Below are 16,449 nucleotides of genomic sequence, written 5' to 3' on the forward strand. Positions count from 1 at the left end.
AGCGCAGCGACCGTACGACGCAGTCGTACACAGCGGAAGGAGGTGCAGCGAAGCAAACCGTAGCCGCTGCGCCCGGATCAGTCCCGGAGCGAAGGAACCCGAGCCTGCGAGGGCCGAACGCAGGAGCTAGCGTTTTGGTTACTTTTTGGCGTCTGAAAAAGTGACTCGCCGTAAGGGCGAAACCGCCAGCCGCAACACCCGCAGAAACGGATATTCACCCAAAACCCCAAGAACCTGGTCGGCCCCAAGGCCGCCAAGTCCCACCAAAAAAACCTCAAAGCAACCCCTCACTCTCCGGCAGCTCATACGCCACACCCGCATTGCTCCCACCGGCAGATTTCCCGGGCCTGCCCAACGTCGGCTCCTTCTGCAAACACTCCACCAGATAATCAATAAACACCCGCAACTTCGGCGGCAGATACCGCGTTGGCGAATGCAGCAACCACAACCCACCATGATAAGAGGCAAGAAACGTCCAGTCCGGCAGCACCTGCACAATCAACTTCTGCTCCAACGCATAACGCGCCGTGAAATACGGCAGACTGCCAATGCCGATGTGCTGCAATACCGCCCCCAAGCGCACGCCCGTGTGATTGGCGGCATAGCGCCCACGCACACCGACCGTCACCGCCTTGCTGCCCTTCTTGAACTTCCAGCGCGCATCGCTCGGCGTTTCGCCCAGATAAATACAACTGTGATTGAGCAAATCGTGAGGATGCGTCGGCGTGCCGTGTTCGGCCAGGTATTGCGGCGTGGCGCAAAGCAAATGATCGATGGTCAGCAACTGCCGCCCGACCAGACCGGCCGGTGGACGATCAGTGATGCGAATCGCCAGATCGACATGATCATCGATCAGATCGACCTGACGATCCTCCAGCAACAACTCGACATCGACCTTGGGATAGCGGCGCAGAAACTCCGGCATGTGCGGATGAATCACAAAGCGCCCCACCGCTTTCGGCACGCTGACCCGCACCAGACCTTCGGCTTCGTGGGTGAACTGGCCGCTGATTTCCATCACCGATCTGGCCGCGCTGACCATTTCCTGGCAACGCTTGAACACCTCTTCGCCGCCATCGCTCAAGCGCAGTTTGCGCGTGGTGCGTTGCAGCAGGCGCGTGGCCAACGCCTTTTCCAAGCGGGAAATACTGCGACTGACCGCCGAGGGTGAGGAACCCATCTGCCGCGCCGCTTCAGAGAAGCTGCCGGTCTCGACAACCTTGACGAAAATCGCCATTTCACCCAGCAGCGGCAGCGGAAGATTGATGCTCACGACGCACAAGTCCTTTGATGTTGGAACGGATTATCACGTTATTGCACGATTCATATAATAAAAACAGAACTTCGATCAGGGCATGGAATATGACGCTTCGCCTGTTTTTTCACAGTGACGACCTCAAGGCGAATGTCGAAGTCCTCGACTGCACACCCCACGAGAACGAATTCGCCGTAGTGCTGCGCGCTACCCTGTTTCACCCCCAGGGCGGCGGTCAGCCTTGCGACACCGGCTGGATCGGTGAAAGCCGGGTGTCGCGCGTGGTGCAGGAAGCGGAGCGCATTGTGCATTTCGTCGACCGCCCGCTGCCGCTGGGCATGACCGTCATCCGCATTGATGAAGAACGCCGCCGCTTCAACACGCGCATGCATTCGGCCGGGCACCTGATCGGTCATTTCATTCAGGCCATGGGCTGGATGCCGATCAAAGCGCACCACTGGCCGGACGAAGGCCGGGTGCAATTCAAACCGGGCGATGGCGCGGAAGAAGTCGATGCGCCAACCGTGCAAACCGGTATCGAGCAGTGGATCGAACACGATCTGCCGCGTCTGACTTCACTGCGCGAGGGCGCGCGGGAAATCAGTTTCGGTGAGCTGCCAGCCTATGGCTGCGGTGGCACCCACGTACGCAGCCTGAAGGATCTGGGCACAGTCACAATCGCGTCGCTTTCGCAGAAGAAAGGCACGCTGTCCGTCCACTACAGCGTGGATTGAGCATTTCGGACGTTGCCATCGCGCAGCGTCCGACGCCGGGGAACCGCACTCGCCGGTTCCGTTGACTATCGATAGATGGACCTAAAACAAATGATGCTAGACGTCGAGCGTCTCGATGAGACGTGCATAAAAAAACTGGCCAACGAAGAAGTCCTCGCCATCCGCGTCAAACGCTTTCTCCCCGAGCCACTGGCGATCGAGATCGGCGACAAGATCCTCGCCCCGGGCTTTGAAGGCTACATCAACGCACCGAGCATCGGACGCATCGGCATGGCCTTCTACGAGGCGGAAAACCAGCCGCTGCTGATCGAGGATTACTTCGAACGCGCCACCCGCAACATCGCCGAACTGCGCCAGCGCTGCGCGCCCTACTCTTCGCCGATCGACACGTTGCGCTGCATGCTCGACGAGTCCTGGCCCGCTGGCGCGCATCTGCAAAATCTCTACGGGCGCAAGATGTATGTCGGCTTGTCGCGCGTGGTCAAACCCGGCGTGTGCTTTCTTGCTCATCACGACATCTTCGCCAAGGACGCCCCGGACAGTTTTCAGGCGCGCAGCCTCGAGGCGCAATTTGCCTGCAACGTCTACCTGAACATGCCCACCGAGGGTGGCGCCTTGCAGATGTGGAATGACCACATCACCCCGGATCAATTCGACGAAATGCGCGGCGACAGTTATGGCATCGAGCCGTCGCTGCTGGGGCCGCCCGCCCTCGAAGTACGACCGCAGCCCGGCGATTTCATCATGTTCAATTCTCGGCGCATGCACTCGGTTACCCCGGGCGTGGCCGATCCGCGTTTGAGCCTGTCGTTCTTTGTCGGCTATCGCGGCAATGCCTCCCCTCTGACTTTCTGGAGCTGACATGCTTTCCAATTACCTGGGCGAGTTTCTCGCATTGGCCACCATCCACTTTCTCGCCGTGGTTGCACCCGGCCCGGACTTCGCCGTGACCATCCGCCAAAGCGTGCGCTTCGGTCGCCTCGTCGGCATCTGCACTGCGCTGGGCATCGGCGCGGGGATTTCCGTGCACGTGCTGTATACCCTGCTCGGCGTCGGCGCCCTGATGCACACCACGCCGTGGCTGCTGACTGTGGCCAAAGTGGTCGGTGGGGCTTACATCCTTTATCTGGGCGTCAGCCTGATTCGCAGCAAACCGAAGAGCAGCGTCGAAGGCGAAAAAACCGCCGATGAGCCGCTGGTTGAACAGTCACTGTTCAAGGCATTCAGCACCGGTTTTCTGACCAACGCGACCAACCCCAAGGCCACGCTGTTTTTCCTGGCCATCTTCACCACGATCATCAGCGCCAGCACACCGCTGCAGATCCAGGCGTTCTATGGCTTGTGGATGTGCTTCGTCAACGCGCTGTGGTTCGTGATCGTCGCGCTGTTTTTCTCCAGCAACAAAGTGCGCCTGCTGTTCATGCGCCTTGGACACTGGTTCGAGCGCAGCATGGGCGTCATCCTGATTCTATTTGCCGGACGCCTGATGCTGTCGATGTAACTCGCACAAAAAAAGTCCCGGCATCAGTTGCCGGGACTTTTTCATTTGTGCGCCTCTTTTGCATTTCTGTGCGACAGATCAAGTTTGCGACTCCCTTTCCCAGCGCTCGCAGTGTTAGGTTTACAAAATGTTTCTGTCACAAGCGTCAGAAATACTTTCCCAATCCTTTGCAAAGGAATGCCTGTTCCATGGTCTTTTCCCTGAAAAAACTGGCCGCCGCTACGCTCGTCATGGCCAGCCTCACCGCATTTACCAGCGCCGCACAAACCAACATCACTGCCGAGCAAAGTGCAGCGATCCTGAAATCCTTTGACGGCAAGAGCTTGACGGACTTCCGCAGCTTCCTTGGCAGCCTGGCGAAAAGCGACCTGGCCAACACGGATAATCTCACCCCGTCCATCAGCGCCTTCCTCGACAACAAGACCCTGAACGCCGAACAGCAGAATGAAATTCACCGTCTGCTGGGCATTTATACCCGCGTGAAATATGGCAAGGCCGCGCTGGAAACCCTGCGCCAACTCGTCGAGATCCCGACCTTCCGCAAGGACGGCGTGGAGCAACACGACAATCCGGAATTCATCAAGATTGCCGGCGAGATCCAGAAACTCGCCGAATCCTTCGGTTTGAAGTTCCGCAATGTCGATAACCGTGTCTACGAAATTTCTCTGGACGGCAAAGGCGACGAAGTCGTTGGCATTCATGCCCACGCCGATGTGGTGCCGGTGACGCCGGAAAACTGGGAGCTGAAAGATGGCACCAAACTCGACCCGTTCAAAGTCACGCTGATTGGCGATCGCATGTACGGTCGTGGCACAGAGGATGACAAGAACGCGATCGTCGTGGCGCTGTACGCTATGAAAGTGATCAAGGACGAGAAGCTGCCACTGGCGCGCAACTTCAAGTTGCTGGTCGACACCACCGAAGAAACCAGCGGCGACGCTATTCCTTATTACTTCGAACGCAACCCGACGCCGAACTACAACATGGCGCTGGACGGCGGTTATCCGGTGGTGATCGCCGAAAAAGGTTACGGCACTGTCATGGCCAACTTTGCCAAACGCAAAGGTGAAGGCAACGGCGCGGAAATCGTTTCGATGACTGGCGGCAAGGCGACCAACCAGATTCCGTCCGCTTCGGTGGTCACCCTGGTAACCGACAAGCCTGCCGAGCTCGCCGCCAGTCTGCAAAAGGCCGGCGATGCCTATGCCAAAGCCAACGGCGGCGACTTCGAAGTCGCTACGAAGGTTGATGGCAAAGACGTCAAACTGACCGTGACGGGGGTTTCTGCGCACTCCTCCGAACCAGAGTCCGGCGTCAACCCGGTCGCGCGGATGTTGAGCTTCATCAACAGCCTGGACGGCAAAGTCGCGCTCAAGCACAACCAGTTCACCGATGCCGCGCGTTATGCCGATGACAACTGGGGCCTGGACTACCTGGGCAAAAAACTCGGCGTGGGCTTCTCCGATTCGTTCATGGGGCCACTGACCACCTCGCTGACCTACGTCGGTGAGGATGACAAGACCTTCAAACTGGCGGTGAATCTGCGCGTACCGAAGGGCAAGTCTCCGGAAAAGCTCAAGGCTGAGATCGCTGAGAAACTGGATGCCTGGAGCAAGAAGACTCATGTCGCTGTAGCGTTCGACTATTCCGTGGCCGAACCGATGTATCGCAACCCCGAAGGTGAATGGGTCAAGGCGCTGCTTGCCGTAGCCAGCGAAAACCTCGGCATGAAGTCGGAATTCGGTACTTCCGCCGGCGCGACGTCGGTTCACGAATTGCCGAACGGCGTGCAATTCGGCCTGGCGCGACCTGAAGCCAAATACACCGGCCACACCGATGGCGAATTCAAGACCGTCGATCAGTTCCTGCTGGATCTGCAGATCGTCACGGAAATGATGGGGCGTGTCGGGCAGTTGCCGAAGCTGTAAAGCTCTGCCTGAGCCCGATCATTAATGACCGGGCTCAAAATAAAAAAGGACCTGTGAAAAGGTCCTTTTTTATTGCCGCCATAAAACGCGCACAAACAAAAACGCCGATCATCACTGATCGGCGTTTTTGTGAAATTGGAGCGGGAAACGAGACTCGAACTCGCGACCCCGACCTTGGCAAGGTCGTGCTCTACCAACTGAGCTATTCCCGCAAATGGCGTCCCCTAGGGGACTCGAACCCCTGTTACCGCCGTGAAAGGGCGGTGTCCTAGGCCACTAGACGAAGGGGACACGCTACCCGGAACACATGGTATGTGTTTCGGTGTCCAGATCCGCATCCGAAGACTTGGTTCTGGTTTCACTCAGCACCGCCCGAAAGCACTGCTGTTTAAAATTGGAGCGGGAAACGAGACTCGAACTCGCGACCCCGACCTTGGCAAGGTCGTGCTCTACCAACTGAGCTATTCCCGCATTGGCGTCCCCTAGGGGACTCGAACCCCTGTTACCGCCGTGAAAGGGCGGTGTCCTAGGCCACTAGACGAAGGGGACACGCTACAACATTCACTCCCTGCCGCGTTTCGCTGTGTGCTTTACGCTGCAAGTGGCGCGCATTCTATGGATGGATTGAGGGGTCGTCAACCCCCTGATATAAATTTATTTAAATCAATGACTTCGACCTGGATTACGGGCCGCGTAGGGCTTTTCCGTCGTCCGAAACCTGACGCCTATATTCCGCCACTCGCCAAGACGTTATAGTCACCGCACAGTGATGGCAATCTGCACATCAAGCGCCAGCATTCATCTATACAGCTGGCGGCCGATACAGATTGCAGCAGCCGATCAAACCCGTCGAGCGGCGCTAGGCGCCTAAATGCCCAGCCACTACACTCGCATGCGAACCCTATAAAGAGGTCTTACCGGTGACACCACTCATGATCACCCTGCTAGTCGTAGCCGGGATCGCAATTCTGATCGCCATTGGCTACATGAACCATGTGGTGGAAAACAACAAACTGGAGAAGGCCCGCACCAAAGTCGAACTCAACGACCGCCTGCGCCGCTGCGGCGAACTGACCGAAACCTTCCCCGGCCAGTTCATGACCCCGGCGCTCAAGCTACTGCTGACCCGCCTGGAACTCAACGTCTGCCAGCGCCTGCTCAATCTGGAAAAAACCAGCGCGACGACCAAGGCCCGGATCACCGAACTCAGCGCCCTCGTTGCCCAGGGCGAATCGATCCCGGTGAACAACCCGCCCGCGCCGATCCTGACCGAGGCCAAAGCCAAAGACGTGCGCTTCCTCCTCGAAGCCCTGCACGGCCAGATAACCCGCGCCGCCCACGACGGTTTCCTGCCTCCGAACGAAGCCAAACAATGGATTCGCGAAGTGCGCCACATCCTCGTGCTGCTGCACATCGAATTCTTCAACAACCTCGGCCAACAGTCCCTGCAACAAAACCAGCCCGGCCAGGCCCGCCTCGCCTTCGAACGCGGCGTGCAATATCTGCGCAAACAGCAGGACCCGCAGATGTATGCCGAGCAACTGCAATATCTGGAAAAACTCCTCGCCCGAGCCAACGCCCAGGTCATGGACAAGATCGCCCCGGTGGAAGGTGAAGAAAACCAACTGACCGCTGGTTTGAAGGATGTCGAAGCCGATGCGGACTGGAAGAAGAAAGTGATTTACGACTGAGGCGGGAATGCTGGAAGAGAAGCCACCGTTATTGGTGGCTTTTTTGTGGTCGAATTGAAAGAGGGTGTGAATTGAAGATCGCTTTCGCGAGCAGGCTCGCTCCCACATTGGGAAGTAGTGTTCTCAGGTAAAAATCGGTCGGCTGTCAGGCCGCCTTCGTTGGCAAGCCAGCTCCCACAGAACAGCAAAAGCAAACCCGGGCCATCCTCACGCGGCGAAGCCGAGAGCCTGGCCGGCCCAAAGGCCGCCAAGACTCAAAGCCGAAAATGCCCAACCATCGAGCGCAACTCCCCGCCCAACTGCGCCAGCTCAACACTCGAAGCCGCATTCCCGCGCATAGCCACGGAAGAGTGATCCGCGCTCGCACGAATCTGCGTAACACTGCGATTGATCTCCTCCGCCACCGAACTCTGCTCCTCCGCCGCCGCCGCGATCTGCTGATTCATCTGCTGGATCAACGACACCGCCGCCGCAATACTCCCCAGCGCACTTTCGGTCTGCAACGCATCACTGACCGCCAGCTTCACCAGCTCGCCACTGCTGCGGATCTGCTGCACCGACGACTGCGCCGCCGCGCGCAGGGCACTGACCAGGCGCTCGATCTCCTCGGTCGATTGCTGCGTACGCCGCGCCAGCGCACGCACCTCATCGGCCACCACCGCGAATCCCCTGCCCTGCTCGCCAGCCCGCGCTGCTTCGATCGCCGCGTTCAGCGCCAACAGATTGGTCTGCTCGGCCACGCTCTTGATCACCTCCAGCACCGTGCCGATATTCTGAATCTCGGCGCTGAGGCTCTCGATGCTGGAACTGGCCGAGGTCGCTGAATCCGCCAACTGCTCGATCCGCGCCATGCTTTGGCGCACCACCTGCTGGCCGCTCTCGACCTTGTCATCCGCCGTCTGCGCCGCCAGCGCCGCCTCTTCGGCATTGCGCGCGACGTCATGCACGGTGGCGGTCATCTGGTTCATGGCCGTGGCGACCTGCTCGGTTTCCTCCTTCTGGCTGTTGACCTCCAGATTGGTCTGTTCCGTCACCGCCGACAGCGATTGCGCGGAACCGGCCAAGCGCTCGATGCCGGCCTGCAAGCCACTGACAATCGTGCCGAGACCGGCAGCCATCTGCTGCATCGCCAACATCAGCTGCCCCATTTCATCGCGGCGCGTCACCTCGACCTTCGCCGTCAGATCACCCGCAGCAATCTGCTGCGCCACGCGAATCACACTGCGCAGCGGCGCCACGATCAGGCGCGTGATCACCCACGCGGCAAGTAATCCGACCAACAAGGCCAGCGCCGAAGAGCCAATGATCAACACCGTGTTCTTTTTCAGCTCCGCCTGCATCGAAGCATCTTCGGCGACGTAGGCCTGATTGACGCGGTCCACCACCTGCGCAGCACGCTGATGCAGTTGGTCATAAACCGTTTTTTCTTGCGCCAGCAAAGCGGTGTATTCAGCCAGCTTCTCGTTGAATCCGACGATATGCCCCGACACTTCGTTGAGCACCGTCAGATAGCCCTCGTCCTTGACCGTGCTTTTCAACGCCTCGGCCTGCTCCTGCGCTTGCGCAGCCTGCTCGATGTTGCCTTGGCCAGCATTGTCGGCATCGCCCTTGCGGCTCTGATCCAGACGCACCCGCGCTTCGTTCATCGCCTGCAGCATCAACCGCGAGACTTGACTGACCTGGTTCGCCTGTTCGATGAACTGCGCGCCGTCCTTGCCCTCGCTGTCTTTCAACGTATAGGCGCCATCATCGGCCAACCCGCTCTGCAACACATCGAGGTTATTGGCCACGCTGGACACCGACCAACTGGCCATCTCCAGCGCAAGATCCTTGGCCTGGCTCAGCGAGACGAATTCATCGAAGGCCTTGCGATACGCGCCCAGCGCTTGCTCGACATCGCTCATCACCGGGACGTTGGCCGGGGAATGCGCCTTGAGCTCACCGGCAAGGACGATCAGCCCATCGACGCCTTCGCGCAAGGCATCGGCGGCCTTCGGATTGCCGCGCAGGGCGTACTCCTGCTCGAGCAGTCGCACCTTGAGCAGGCCGCTGTTGAGCGCGGACATCTGCTTCAAGCCGTCGAAACGCAGGCTGATGGTTTGCAGCGACCAGACGCCGATCGCCGCCACCAACGCAGTCAGCAGCAAGACCAGCACAAATCCGATACCCAGTTTTTTCGCCATACCGAGGTTGGCAAAACGTCCTTGCACGGCCGAAATCATTGCGCGTAGTCCCCTGCCAAAGTCTGTGAACGAAGATTCGCAACGGGCTCTAACCAGCACAAGACTCTGGCGTCGGAATAATGGCAAAAAGCTACGCCCGCGTCGTTTTCAGAATGCTGGAGGTCGATCCGCGCAAGTATTGCGAAAAAACTGCCGAGCCCGCGGGTCGCAGGCACAGGCCACATTGATGCGCTGCCAGTCACCGCACTCACCGCTGGGACTGAAGGCGTCCGCTGCTGATAACTCCAGCCCGCAACGCTGGGCCTGCCTGCGCACCGACGTCTGATCGCGCAAGCGTGCCCGCGCCCAGATAAACAGCCCGCCAACCGGCTTGCCAAACACTTCCCACTCGGCGTCTTCCAGCGCCTGCAAGGCCGCCGCGCGATCGGCATTCAAGCGCTGGCGCTGGCGCTGCACCAGTTTGCGATACGCGCCGGTCGCCATCAGTCTTGCCAATACCGCCTCGGCCAGCCTCGAACAGCCCAGGCCGCTGATCATCTTGACCTCGGCCAGGCGCTTCAGCAGCTCGCTGTCCGCCAGGACAAAGCCGATCCGCAACGAACTGCTTAGTGTCTTGGAAAAGCTGCCGACATAAATGACCCGGCCGCCATGGTCCAGCGCCGCCAACCGCGTACCGCTGCCGGTGTGCAGATCAGCGTAGACGTCATCTTCAATCACGCGCAGGTCGTAGGTCTTGCTCAATTGCACGATGCGCTGGGCGACGGCGGGGGTCAGGCAACTGCCGGTGGGGTTGTGGTGATGGCTGCCGATGAACAAGGCAGCGGGACGAAACTGACGCAGCACTGACTCGAGCATGTCGATGTCCGGCCCGCTCGGTGTCCGACGCACTTCGAGCATCTGTACGCCGTGCAGGCGCAGCAGGTCAAACAACGGTGCATAACCGGGCGTTTCCACCACCACGCAGTCGCCGGCCTTGAACAGGGTGCGCACGATCAGATCGAGCGCATGACTGGCACCGCTGGTGCTCATCAGCCGGGTATTGCAGGCGTCGATATTCAGCAGTTTCAGACGCTTGGCAATTTGCTCGCGCAACGCTGGCAGGCCCAGTGGCGAGCTGTAGTTGAACAGGCTGGCCATGTCGGTGCGTGCCACCTCGCGCAGCGCGTAGCTGAGGTCGTCGGGCTCACGCCAACTCGGCGGCAAGCCTCCTTGCCCCAAGATCAAGCGGCCCGTCGAAGCGCTCACCTCATCGCACCACGCATGGCGGCCCTCGAACACTGCCAGTTCCGAGTCCGTTTCGCGCAACGGCGGCGAGGCCGCGACGATGAATCCCGCGCCCTGACGCGCAGTCAACACACCTTGCGAAACCAGGCGCTCGCAGGCTTCGACGACACACGACTGGCTGAGCAGATTACCCCGGGCGATTTGCCGTACGGAGGGCAACCGGGTGGCCGGCGGGATGCCGCTTTGCACAATCCAGTCAGTCATTCCGTCGACGATCTGCTGCACGACCGGCACCATTGCCTGTCGGTCAATTCTCAGTTCCATGAGCTCGCAAACTCCTGTCAGTTTTGCTGGCAGCAGTAAATCACAGCCGCACCGCCGAGGCTGTGCGACAACACCGCCAAATGCGCCAGTTCTAACGGTTTGATACACATTGTTTAACGGTATTCACAGGGACCGACCGCGAGGTACAAAAAAACCCGCACGCAGGCGGGTTCTTTGTATTTCGGCAACTTTCAGAACGCTGTCACGCCGCCGTCCACCGCCAATGAGTGCCCAGTGGTGAACGCTGCGCCATCGCTGCACAGATACAGCACCGCGCTGGCGATTTCCTCGACCTTGCCAATGCGCCCGACCGGGTGCATGGCGTTGGCGAATTCGCCCTTCTTCGGGTCGGCTTCGTAGGCACGGCGGAACATGTCCGTATCGATCACTGCCGGGCACACTGCGTTGACGCGGATTTTCTTTTTCGCGTATTCGATCGCCGCCGACTTGGTCAGGCCGATCACCGCATGTTTCGATGCCGCGTAGATGCTCATTTTCGGCGCTGCGCCCAGCCCGGCTACCGACGCCGTGTTGACGATCGCGCCACCGCCCTGCGCCAACAGCAACGGCAACTGATACTTCATGCACAGCCAGACGCCTTTGACGTTGACGCCCATGATCGCGTCGAACTCGTCCAGCGTACCGTCGGCCAGTTTGCCCTTTTCGATTTCGATCCCGGCGTTGTTGAAGGCATAGTCGAGACGACCGTAGGTATTGATCACCTCATCCATCAGATTTTTTACATCGCTTTCCACCGTCACGTCGCAGCGCACGAAGGACGCTTCGCCACCGGCGGTACGAATCAGCGCAACCGTGCCTTCGCCTCCAGCCGCGTCGAGGTCAGCCACCACCACTTTCAGGCCTTCGGCGGCAAACGCCAGGGCTGTCGCGCGACCGATGCCGTAGGCGGCTCCCGTGATTACAACCACCTGACCGGAAAACGTCATGCTCATGGCTATGTCCTCGAATGCAAAAAAAATGGGAGATGTTGGCGTCGCAGCATAGCCAAGGGCAGCGAAAGCACGTCAGCACTATGCAATCGCTGTTTACAGGCCCATGCGCTGCAGTGATAAACCCCGTCCCGTAACCATCACTGCACTGGATCGACTCGCATTCGCCGTATCAGCCAACCTTGCGACATCGCCGTTGAAGAGCTATCAACAAGGCTTCATTCCATTCGAGTGCCTGTCATGACCAACCAGACCAATCGCCAGTTCCTGCTCGCCAAACGCCCGGTGGGCGCCGCGACCCGCGAGACTTTCACTTACCAGGAAGTACCGGTCGGCGAGCCACAGGCGGGACAGATTCTGGTGAAAAACGAATACCTGTCCCTCGACCCGGCCATGCGCGGCTGGATGAACGAAGGCAAGTCCTACATCCCGCCGGTCGGTCTCGGTGAGGTCATGCGCGCACTGGGCGTGGGAAAAGTCATCGCTTCGAACAATCCTGGCTTCGCCGTCGGCGATTACGTCAATGGCGCCCTCGGTGTGCAGGATTATTTCCTCGGCGAGCCGCGCGGTTTCTACAAGGTCGACCCGAAACTCGCGCCATTGCCACGCTATCTGTCTGCACTGGGCATGACCGGCATGACCGCCTACTTCGCCCTGCTCGACGTCGGCGCCCCGAAAGCCGGTGACACCGTGGTGCTGTCCGGCGCGGCCGGTGCGGTGGGCAGCGTGGCCGGGCAGATCGCCAAAATCAAAGGCTGCCGCGTCGTCGGCATCGCCGGCGGGGCCGACAAGTGCAAATTCCTCATCGACGAATTGGGCTTTGACGGCGCCATCGATTACAAGACCGAAGACGTCGTGGCCGGTCTGAAGCGCGAATGCCCGAAGGGCGTCGACGTGTATTTCGATAACGTCGGTGGCGACATTCTCGACGCGGTGCTGAGCCGCTTGAACATGAAAGCGCGGGTGGTGATCTGCGGCGCCATCAGCCAGTACAACAATAAAGAAGCGGTCAAAGGCCCGGCCAATTACCTGTCACTGCTGGTCAATCGCGCGCGCATGGAAGGTTTTGTGGTGATGGACTACGCCGCGCAGTTCGCCAACGCCGCCCAGGAGATGGCCGGCTGGATGGCCAACGGGCAGCTCAAGAGCAAGGAAGATGTGGTTGAAGGGCTGGAGACGTTCCCGGAGACGCTGATGAAACTGTTCAACGGCGAGAACTTTGGCAAGTTGGTGTTGAAGGTTTAAGGCCAGCCTGAAACCAATGTGGGCGCGAGCCTGCTCGCGAAGCGGTGGATCAGTCGATAATGATGCCGACTGACACTCCCTCTTCGCGAGCAGGCTCGCTCCCACAGTCGGATCTTCAATAAGCTTTAGGAAATTTCGGCTACGACTGCGGCCAACGCCTGCGCCGGATCTGCCGCCTGGCTGATCGGACGGCCGATTACCAAGTAATCGGAACCGGCATCCAGCGCCTGACGCGGGGTCAGAATGCGCCGTTGGTCGTCCTGCGCGCTGCCCGCCGGGCGAATCCCCGGGGTCACCAGTTGCAGCGACGGGTGCGCGGTTTTCAGCGCCGACGCTTCCAGCGCCGAACACACCAGACCGTCCATCCCGGCCTTCTCGGCCAGCGCCGCCAGACGCAGCACTTGTTCCTGCGGCTCGATATCCAGACCAATACCGGCCAGATCCTCGCGCTCCATACTGGTCAGTACGGTCACGCCGATCAGCAACGGTTGCGGACCACTGCGCTTGTCCAGCTCTTCACGGCAGGCAGCCATCATGCGCAGGCCACCGGAGCAGTGCACGTTGACCATCCACACGCCCATCTCGGCAGCGGCTTTCACAGCCATCGCGGTGGTGTTGGGGATGTCGTGGAATTTCAGGTCCAGAAACACTTCAAAACCCTTGTCACGCAGGGTGCCGACGATTTCCGCCGCGCAGCTGGTGAACAGTTCCTTGCCCACTTTGACCCGGCAAAGTTTCGGGTCCAACTGGTCGGCCAGCTTCAGTGCGGCGTCACGGGTGGGGAAATCCAAGGCGACGATGATAGGAGTCTGGCAGGCGGACATGGATGGGCTCTCAGGCTGGTCGAAAACGGCGCGCATTGTAGCGGAACCGGCGGCGGCGCGGCACCCGATGATCGGTAAATCGTCGCGCTGGCGGTTATCAGCTTAGCCGGCGCGGCTATTGTGTCGACTCCGATACACAGCCGACACGCCGGCAACACGCATTCGGGTTAGCCTCGCCCGGCGCTACACGTCCTTACAACAGCACTTCCCGCCTCCCGGCCGGACGCCTATGCTGAAACCACCCCTGGCAGTGAACAGCCCCATGCACAACACCCCGACAACCGTGACGGATGAAAGCAAAGACGACAAGCGCTGGAGCATCCGCGCGCTGATCGTCGACGATGACGTGCCGATCCGCGAGCTGATGATCGATTACCTCGCCCGTTTCAACATTCACGCCAGCGGCGTCACCGACGGCGCGGCGATGCGCCAGGCGCTGCAGGGCGAACATTTCGACGTCATCGTCCTCGACCTGATGCTGCCCGGCGAAGACGGCCTGTCGCTGTGCCGCTGGCTGCGCGCCGAATCGCACATCCCGATCCTGATGCTCACCGCCCGCTGCGAACCCACCGACCGCATCATCGGCCTGGAACTGGGCGCCGACGATTACATGGCCAAGCCGTTCGAACCACGCGAACTGGTCGCCCGCATCCAGACCATCCTGCGCCGCGTGCGCGACGACCGCAGCGAACAGCGCACGAACATTCGCTTCGATAACTGGCGGCTGAACAGCGTCCTGCGCCAAGTGGTCGCCGACAACGGCCTGGTAGTGCCCTTGTCCAACGCCGAATTCCGCCTGCTCTGGGTCTTCATCGAACGCCCGCGCCGCGTGCTCAGCCGCGAACAACTGCTCGACGCCGCTCGCGGTCGCTCGATCGAGGCTTTCGACCGCAGCATCGACCTGCTGGTCTCGCGCCTGCGGCAAAAACTCGGCGACGACCCGAAAGCCCCGCAACTGATCAAGACCGTGCGCGGCGAGGGTTACCTGTTCGACGCGCGGGACATCGGTTGATGAAGGCGCGCTTCGACACCCTGTTCGGTCGCCTGTTCGGGGTGCTGTTCGCGGCGATTGTCCTGGCGCACCTGCTGGCCTTCGCCTGGTTCAGACTCTACGGCCCTCCTCCGCCCCCACCACCGCCCGAGTTCTCAGCGAACATCGACGGCCAACCGCCCATGCGCGACGCCGCTTACCCACCGAGGCAAACACGCCCCTGGTTCGGTGGCCCGGTGGTGCCGCTGACCTTTCAGTTCATCACCCTGATGATTGCCGCCTGGTACGGCGCCAAGCTGCTCAGCCGGCCGATCCAGCGCCTGAGCGACGCCGCCGAGCGCCTGAGCGAAGACCTCGACAGCGACCCCCTCGACGAATCCGGCCCGCGCGAAGCCCGGCAAGCGGCGCACACCTTCAACCTCATGCAACGGCGCATCCGCGAACAGGTCCAGCAACGCGCGCGCATGCTCGGCGCCGTCTCCCACGACCTGCGCACGCCACTGTCACGGCTGAAACTGCGCCTGGAAAACATCAGCGACGACAAGCTGCAAAGCCAGATGCGCCAGGACCTGGACGACATGATCGGCATGCTCGACGCCACCCTCACCTATCTGCACGAACAACGCACCAGCGAAGCCTTGCAGTTGCTGGACGTGCAGGCGCTGGTCGAATCGCTGTGCGAAAACGCCCAGGACCAGGGCGCCGATGTACAGGTCAGCGGCCACTGCGCGCCTTTGCCAGTACAACCGATGGCGCTGCGCTCGTGCATCAACAACCTGCTGGACAACGCCCTGCGTTACGCCGGACAGGCGCGGATTGAACTGTTGGAACAGCGTGAGGAATTGCTGATTCGGGTGATTGATCACGGACCGGGTATTGCTGAAGACCAGCGGGAAGCGGTGTTCGAGCCGTTTTACCGACTGGAAGGCTCGCGCAACCGCAATTCCGGCGGCGTAGGGCTGGGCATGACCATCGCCCGCGAAGCCGCGCAGCGGTTGGGTGGGCGGTTGGATCTGGAAGAAACACCGGGTGGTGGGCTGACCGCCGTTGTCCGGTTGCCACGGGGCTGAGGCTCAGCCGACTTGAAGCGGGAGCGAGGCTGCTCGCGAAAGCGTCTGATGATTCAATACATCTGTTGAATGTACCGGCCTCTTCGCGAGCAGGCTCGCTCCCACAATGAAACTGAGTGTATTCGGTAGATATTGGTTGGCTTTCAGGGCGCTATCGCGAGCAGGCTCACTCCTACAGTTTGATTGAGCGCGTCCAGCAAGAAATGGGTTGGCTGCCAGGCCGCCTTCGCGAGCAGGCTCGCTCCCACAATGAAACTGAGTGTATTCGGCAGATATTGGTTGGATGTGGGGGCGCTATCGCTGGCAAGCCAGCTCCCACAGGCATCGAGTGGTTTCAGAGAGAGATGGGTTGGCTGCCAGGCCGCCTTCGCGAGCAGGCTCGCTCCCACAAAATCAAAAGCCAAAGCAAAGCAGCGCAGCTGCCCGCGGCGAAGCCGCCCCACTCAACAATGAGCGCAAGCTCGAGTGCTTTTGATCTTGATCCACCGGCGACGTCGGAAGGCTGAGTGGAGGGATTGATCCGGGCGTG

At 60.3% G+C, this 16,449-nt stretch carries 13 protein-coding genes and 4 tRNA genes; 8 read left to right on the forward strand and 9 right to left on the reverse strand.

The genetic code is table 11. The features are described from left to right. Window positions 1-274 precede the first annotated feature (274 nt). The gene (locus QMX86_RS23045) at window positions 275-1,273 is read right to left on the reverse strand and encodes a LysR family transcriptional regulator (protein ID WP_110645982.1); all 999 of its coding nucleotides are present in this window, start codon (window positions 1,271-1,273) and stop codon (window positions 275-277) included. An 89-nt stretch (window positions 1,274-1,362) separates the two neighbouring features. Here QMX86_RS23045 and QMX86_RS23050 point away from each other — a divergent pair, with 89 nt between their 5' ends. The 4 genes from QMX86_RS23050 to QMX86_RS23065 all read left to right on the forward strand — a co-directional run bounded on the left by QMX86_RS23050 (window position 1,363) and on the right by QMX86_RS23065 (window position 5,418). Further along, entirely contained in the window at window positions 1,363-1,989 is a 627-nt protein-coding gene (locus tag QMX86_RS23050) for a serine-tRNA(Ala) deacylase AlaX (protein ID WP_024013941.1), read from the forward strand. Between the two features lie 90 nt (window positions 1,990-2,079). Continuing rightward, window positions 2,080-2,850 (forward strand): 2OG-Fe(II) oxygenase, encoded by a 771-nt coding sequence (locus tag QMX86_RS23055; protein WP_130929159.1) that lies wholly within the window; start codon window positions 2,080-2,082, stop codon window positions 2,848-2,850. Between the two features lies 1 nt (window position 2,851). Then, complete coding sequence (locus tag QMX86_RS23060; protein WP_016773667.1) at window positions 2,852-3,490, forward strand: LysE family translocator; 639 nt, start codon at window positions 2,852-2,854, stop codon at window positions 3,488-3,490. Between the two features lie 188 nt (window positions 3,491-3,678). After that, window positions 3,679-5,418 carry a dipeptidase gene (locus tag QMX86_RS23065; RefSeq protein ID WP_282386426.1) on the forward strand — a complete coding sequence of 580 codons (1,740 nt, stop codon included), beginning with the start codon at window positions 3,679-3,681 and terminating at the stop codon, window positions 5,416-5,418. A 136-nt stretch (window positions 5,419-5,554) separates the two neighbouring features. Here QMX86_RS23065 and QMX86_RS23070 read toward each other — a convergent pair. The 4 genes from QMX86_RS23070 to QMX86_RS23085 all read right to left on the reverse strand — a co-directional run bounded on the left by QMX86_RS23070 (window position 5,555) and on the right by QMX86_RS23085 (window position 5,967). Beyond that, a tRNA-Gly gene (locus QMX86_RS23070) sits at window positions 5,555-5,630 on the reverse strand. 3 nt (window positions 5,631-5,633) lie between these two features. After that, window positions 5,634-5,709 (reverse strand) — tRNA-Glu (locus QMX86_RS23075). 104 nt (window positions 5,710-5,813) lie between these two features. Next, window positions 5,814-5,889: transfer RNA gene (locus QMX86_RS23080), tRNA-Gly, on the reverse strand. Window positions 5,890-5,891: 2 nt separating this feature from the next. Continuing rightward, a tRNA-Glu gene (locus QMX86_RS23085) sits at window positions 5,892-5,967 on the reverse strand. A 383-nt stretch (window positions 5,968-6,350) separates the two neighbouring features. Here QMX86_RS23085 and QMX86_RS23090 point away from each other — a divergent pair. Further along, window positions 6,351-7,109 (forward strand): hypothetical protein, encoded by a 759-nt coding sequence (locus tag QMX86_RS23090; protein ID WP_039764159.1) that lies wholly within the window; start codon window positions 6,351-6,353, stop codon window positions 7,107-7,109. Between the two features lie 254 nt (window positions 7,110-7,363). On the opposite strand, the gene QMX86_RS23095 is transcribed toward QMX86_RS23090, so the two are convergent. From QMX86_RS23095 to QMX86_RS23105, 3 genes are all read right to left on the reverse strand, one after another. Further along, window positions 7,364-9,331 (reverse strand): methyl-accepting chemotaxis protein, encoded by a 1,968-nt coding sequence (locus QMX86_RS23095; RefSeq protein ID WP_282386428.1) that lies wholly within the window; start codon window positions 9,329-9,331, stop codon window positions 7,364-7,366. Window positions 9,332-9,439: 108 nt separating this feature from the next. Continuing rightward, window positions 9,440-10,840 (reverse strand): PLP-dependent aminotransferase family protein, encoded by a 1,401-nt coding sequence (locus QMX86_RS23100; protein ID WP_136492917.1) that lies wholly within the window; start codon window positions 10,838-10,840, stop codon window positions 9,440-9,442. A gap of 191 nt (window positions 10,841-11,031) precedes the next feature. Next, window positions 11,032-11,793, reverse strand: coding sequence for an SDR family oxidoreductase (locus QMX86_RS23105; protein WP_016773663.1), 762 nt, complete (start codon window positions 11,791-11,793; stop codon window positions 11,032-11,034). Window positions 11,794-12,030: 237 nt separating this feature from the next. Between QMX86_RS23105 and QMX86_RS23110 the strand changes: the two genes are divergently transcribed. Further along, the gene (locus QMX86_RS23110) at window positions 12,031-13,035 is read left to right on the forward strand and encodes an NADP-dependent oxidoreductase (protein ID WP_282386432.1); all 1,005 of its coding nucleotides are present in this window, start codon (window positions 12,031-12,033) and stop codon (window positions 13,033-13,035) included. A 125-nt stretch (window positions 13,036-13,160) separates the two neighbouring features. Here QMX86_RS23110 and pyrF read toward each other — a convergent pair whose 3' ends face one another. Beyond that, window positions 13,161-13,859: an orotidine-5'-phosphate decarboxylase gene (gene pyrF / locus QMX86_RS23115; RefSeq protein WP_122880424.1), complete on the reverse strand. Its 699-nt coding sequence runs from the start codon at window positions 13,857-13,859 to the stop codon at window positions 13,161-13,163. Window positions 13,860-14,121: 262 nt separating this feature from the next. Between pyrF and QMX86_RS23120 the strand changes: the two genes are divergently transcribed. Both QMX86_RS23120 and QMX86_RS23125 read left to right on the forward strand, forming a co-directional pair. Continuing rightward, complete coding sequence (locus QMX86_RS23120; protein WP_282387715.1) at window positions 14,122-14,871, forward strand: response regulator transcription factor; 750 nt, start codon at window positions 14,122-14,124, stop codon at window positions 14,869-14,871. Next, window positions 14,871-15,920, forward strand: a complete 1,050-nt coding sequence (locus QMX86_RS23125) for an ATP-binding protein (protein ID WP_282387713.1) — start codon at window positions 14,871-14,873, stop codon at window positions 15,918-15,920. The genes QMX86_RS23120 and QMX86_RS23125 overlap by 1 nt, the downstream gene beginning before the upstream one ends. Window positions 15,921-16,449 lie beyond the last annotated feature (529 nt).

This window comes from Pseudomonas sp. PS01270, assembly GCF_029959775.1.
Lineage (GTDB): Bacteria > Pseudomonadota > Gammaproteobacteria > Pseudomonadales > Pseudomonadaceae > Aquipseudomonas > Aquipseudomonas atacamensis.

What these genes read in the sequence shown, in the direction of transcription:
- QMX86_RS23050 (WP_024013941.1), top strand. Translation starts at nt 1,363, where the DNA reads ATGACGCTTCGCCTGTTTTTTCACAGTGACGACCTCAAGGCGAATGTC.
- QMX86_RS23055 (WP_130929159.1), top strand. Translation starts at nt 2,080, where the DNA reads ATGATGCTAGACGTCGAGCGTCTCGATGAGACGTGCATAAAAAAACTG.
- QMX86_RS23060 (WP_016773667.1), top strand. Translation starts at nt 2,852, where the DNA reads ATGCTTTCCAATTACCTGGGCGAGTTTCTCGCATTGGCCACCATCCAC.
- QMX86_RS23065 (WP_282386426.1), top strand. Translation starts at nt 3,679, where the DNA reads ATGGTCTTTTCCCTGAAAAAACTGGCCGCCGCTACGCTCGTCATGGCC.
- QMX86_RS23090 (WP_039764159.1), top strand. Translation starts at nt 6,351, where the DNA reads ATGATCACCCTGCTAGTCGTAGCCGGGATCGCAATTCTGATCGCCATT.
- QMX86_RS23095 (WP_282386428.1), bottom strand. Translation starts at nt 9,331, where the DNA reads ATGATTTCGGCCGTGCAAGGACGTTTTGCCAACCTCGGTATGGCGAAA.
- QMX86_RS23100 (WP_136492917.1), bottom strand. Translation starts at nt 10,840, where the DNA reads ATGGAACTGAGAATTGACCGACAGGCAATGGTGCCGGTCGTGCAGCAG.
- QMX86_RS23105 (WP_016773663.1), bottom strand. Translation starts at nt 11,793, where the DNA reads ATGAGCATGACGTTTTCCGGTCAGGTGGTTGTAATCACGGGAGCCGCC.
- QMX86_RS23110 (WP_282386432.1), top strand. Translation starts at nt 12,031, where the DNA reads ATGACCAACCAGACCAATCGCCAGTTCCTGCTCGCCAAACGCCCGGTG.
- pyrF (WP_122880424.1), bottom strand. Translation starts at nt 13,859, where the DNA reads ATGTCCGCCTGCCAGACTCCTATCATCGTCGCCTTGGATTTCCCCACC.
- QMX86_RS23120 (WP_282387715.1), top strand. Translation starts at nt 14,122, where the DNA reads ATGCACAACACCCCGACAACCGTGACGGATGAAAGCAAAGACGACAAG.
- QMX86_RS23125 (WP_282387713.1), top strand. Translation starts at nt 14,871, where the DNA reads ATGAAGGCGCGCTTCGACACCCTGTTCGGTCGCCTGTTCGGGGTGCTG.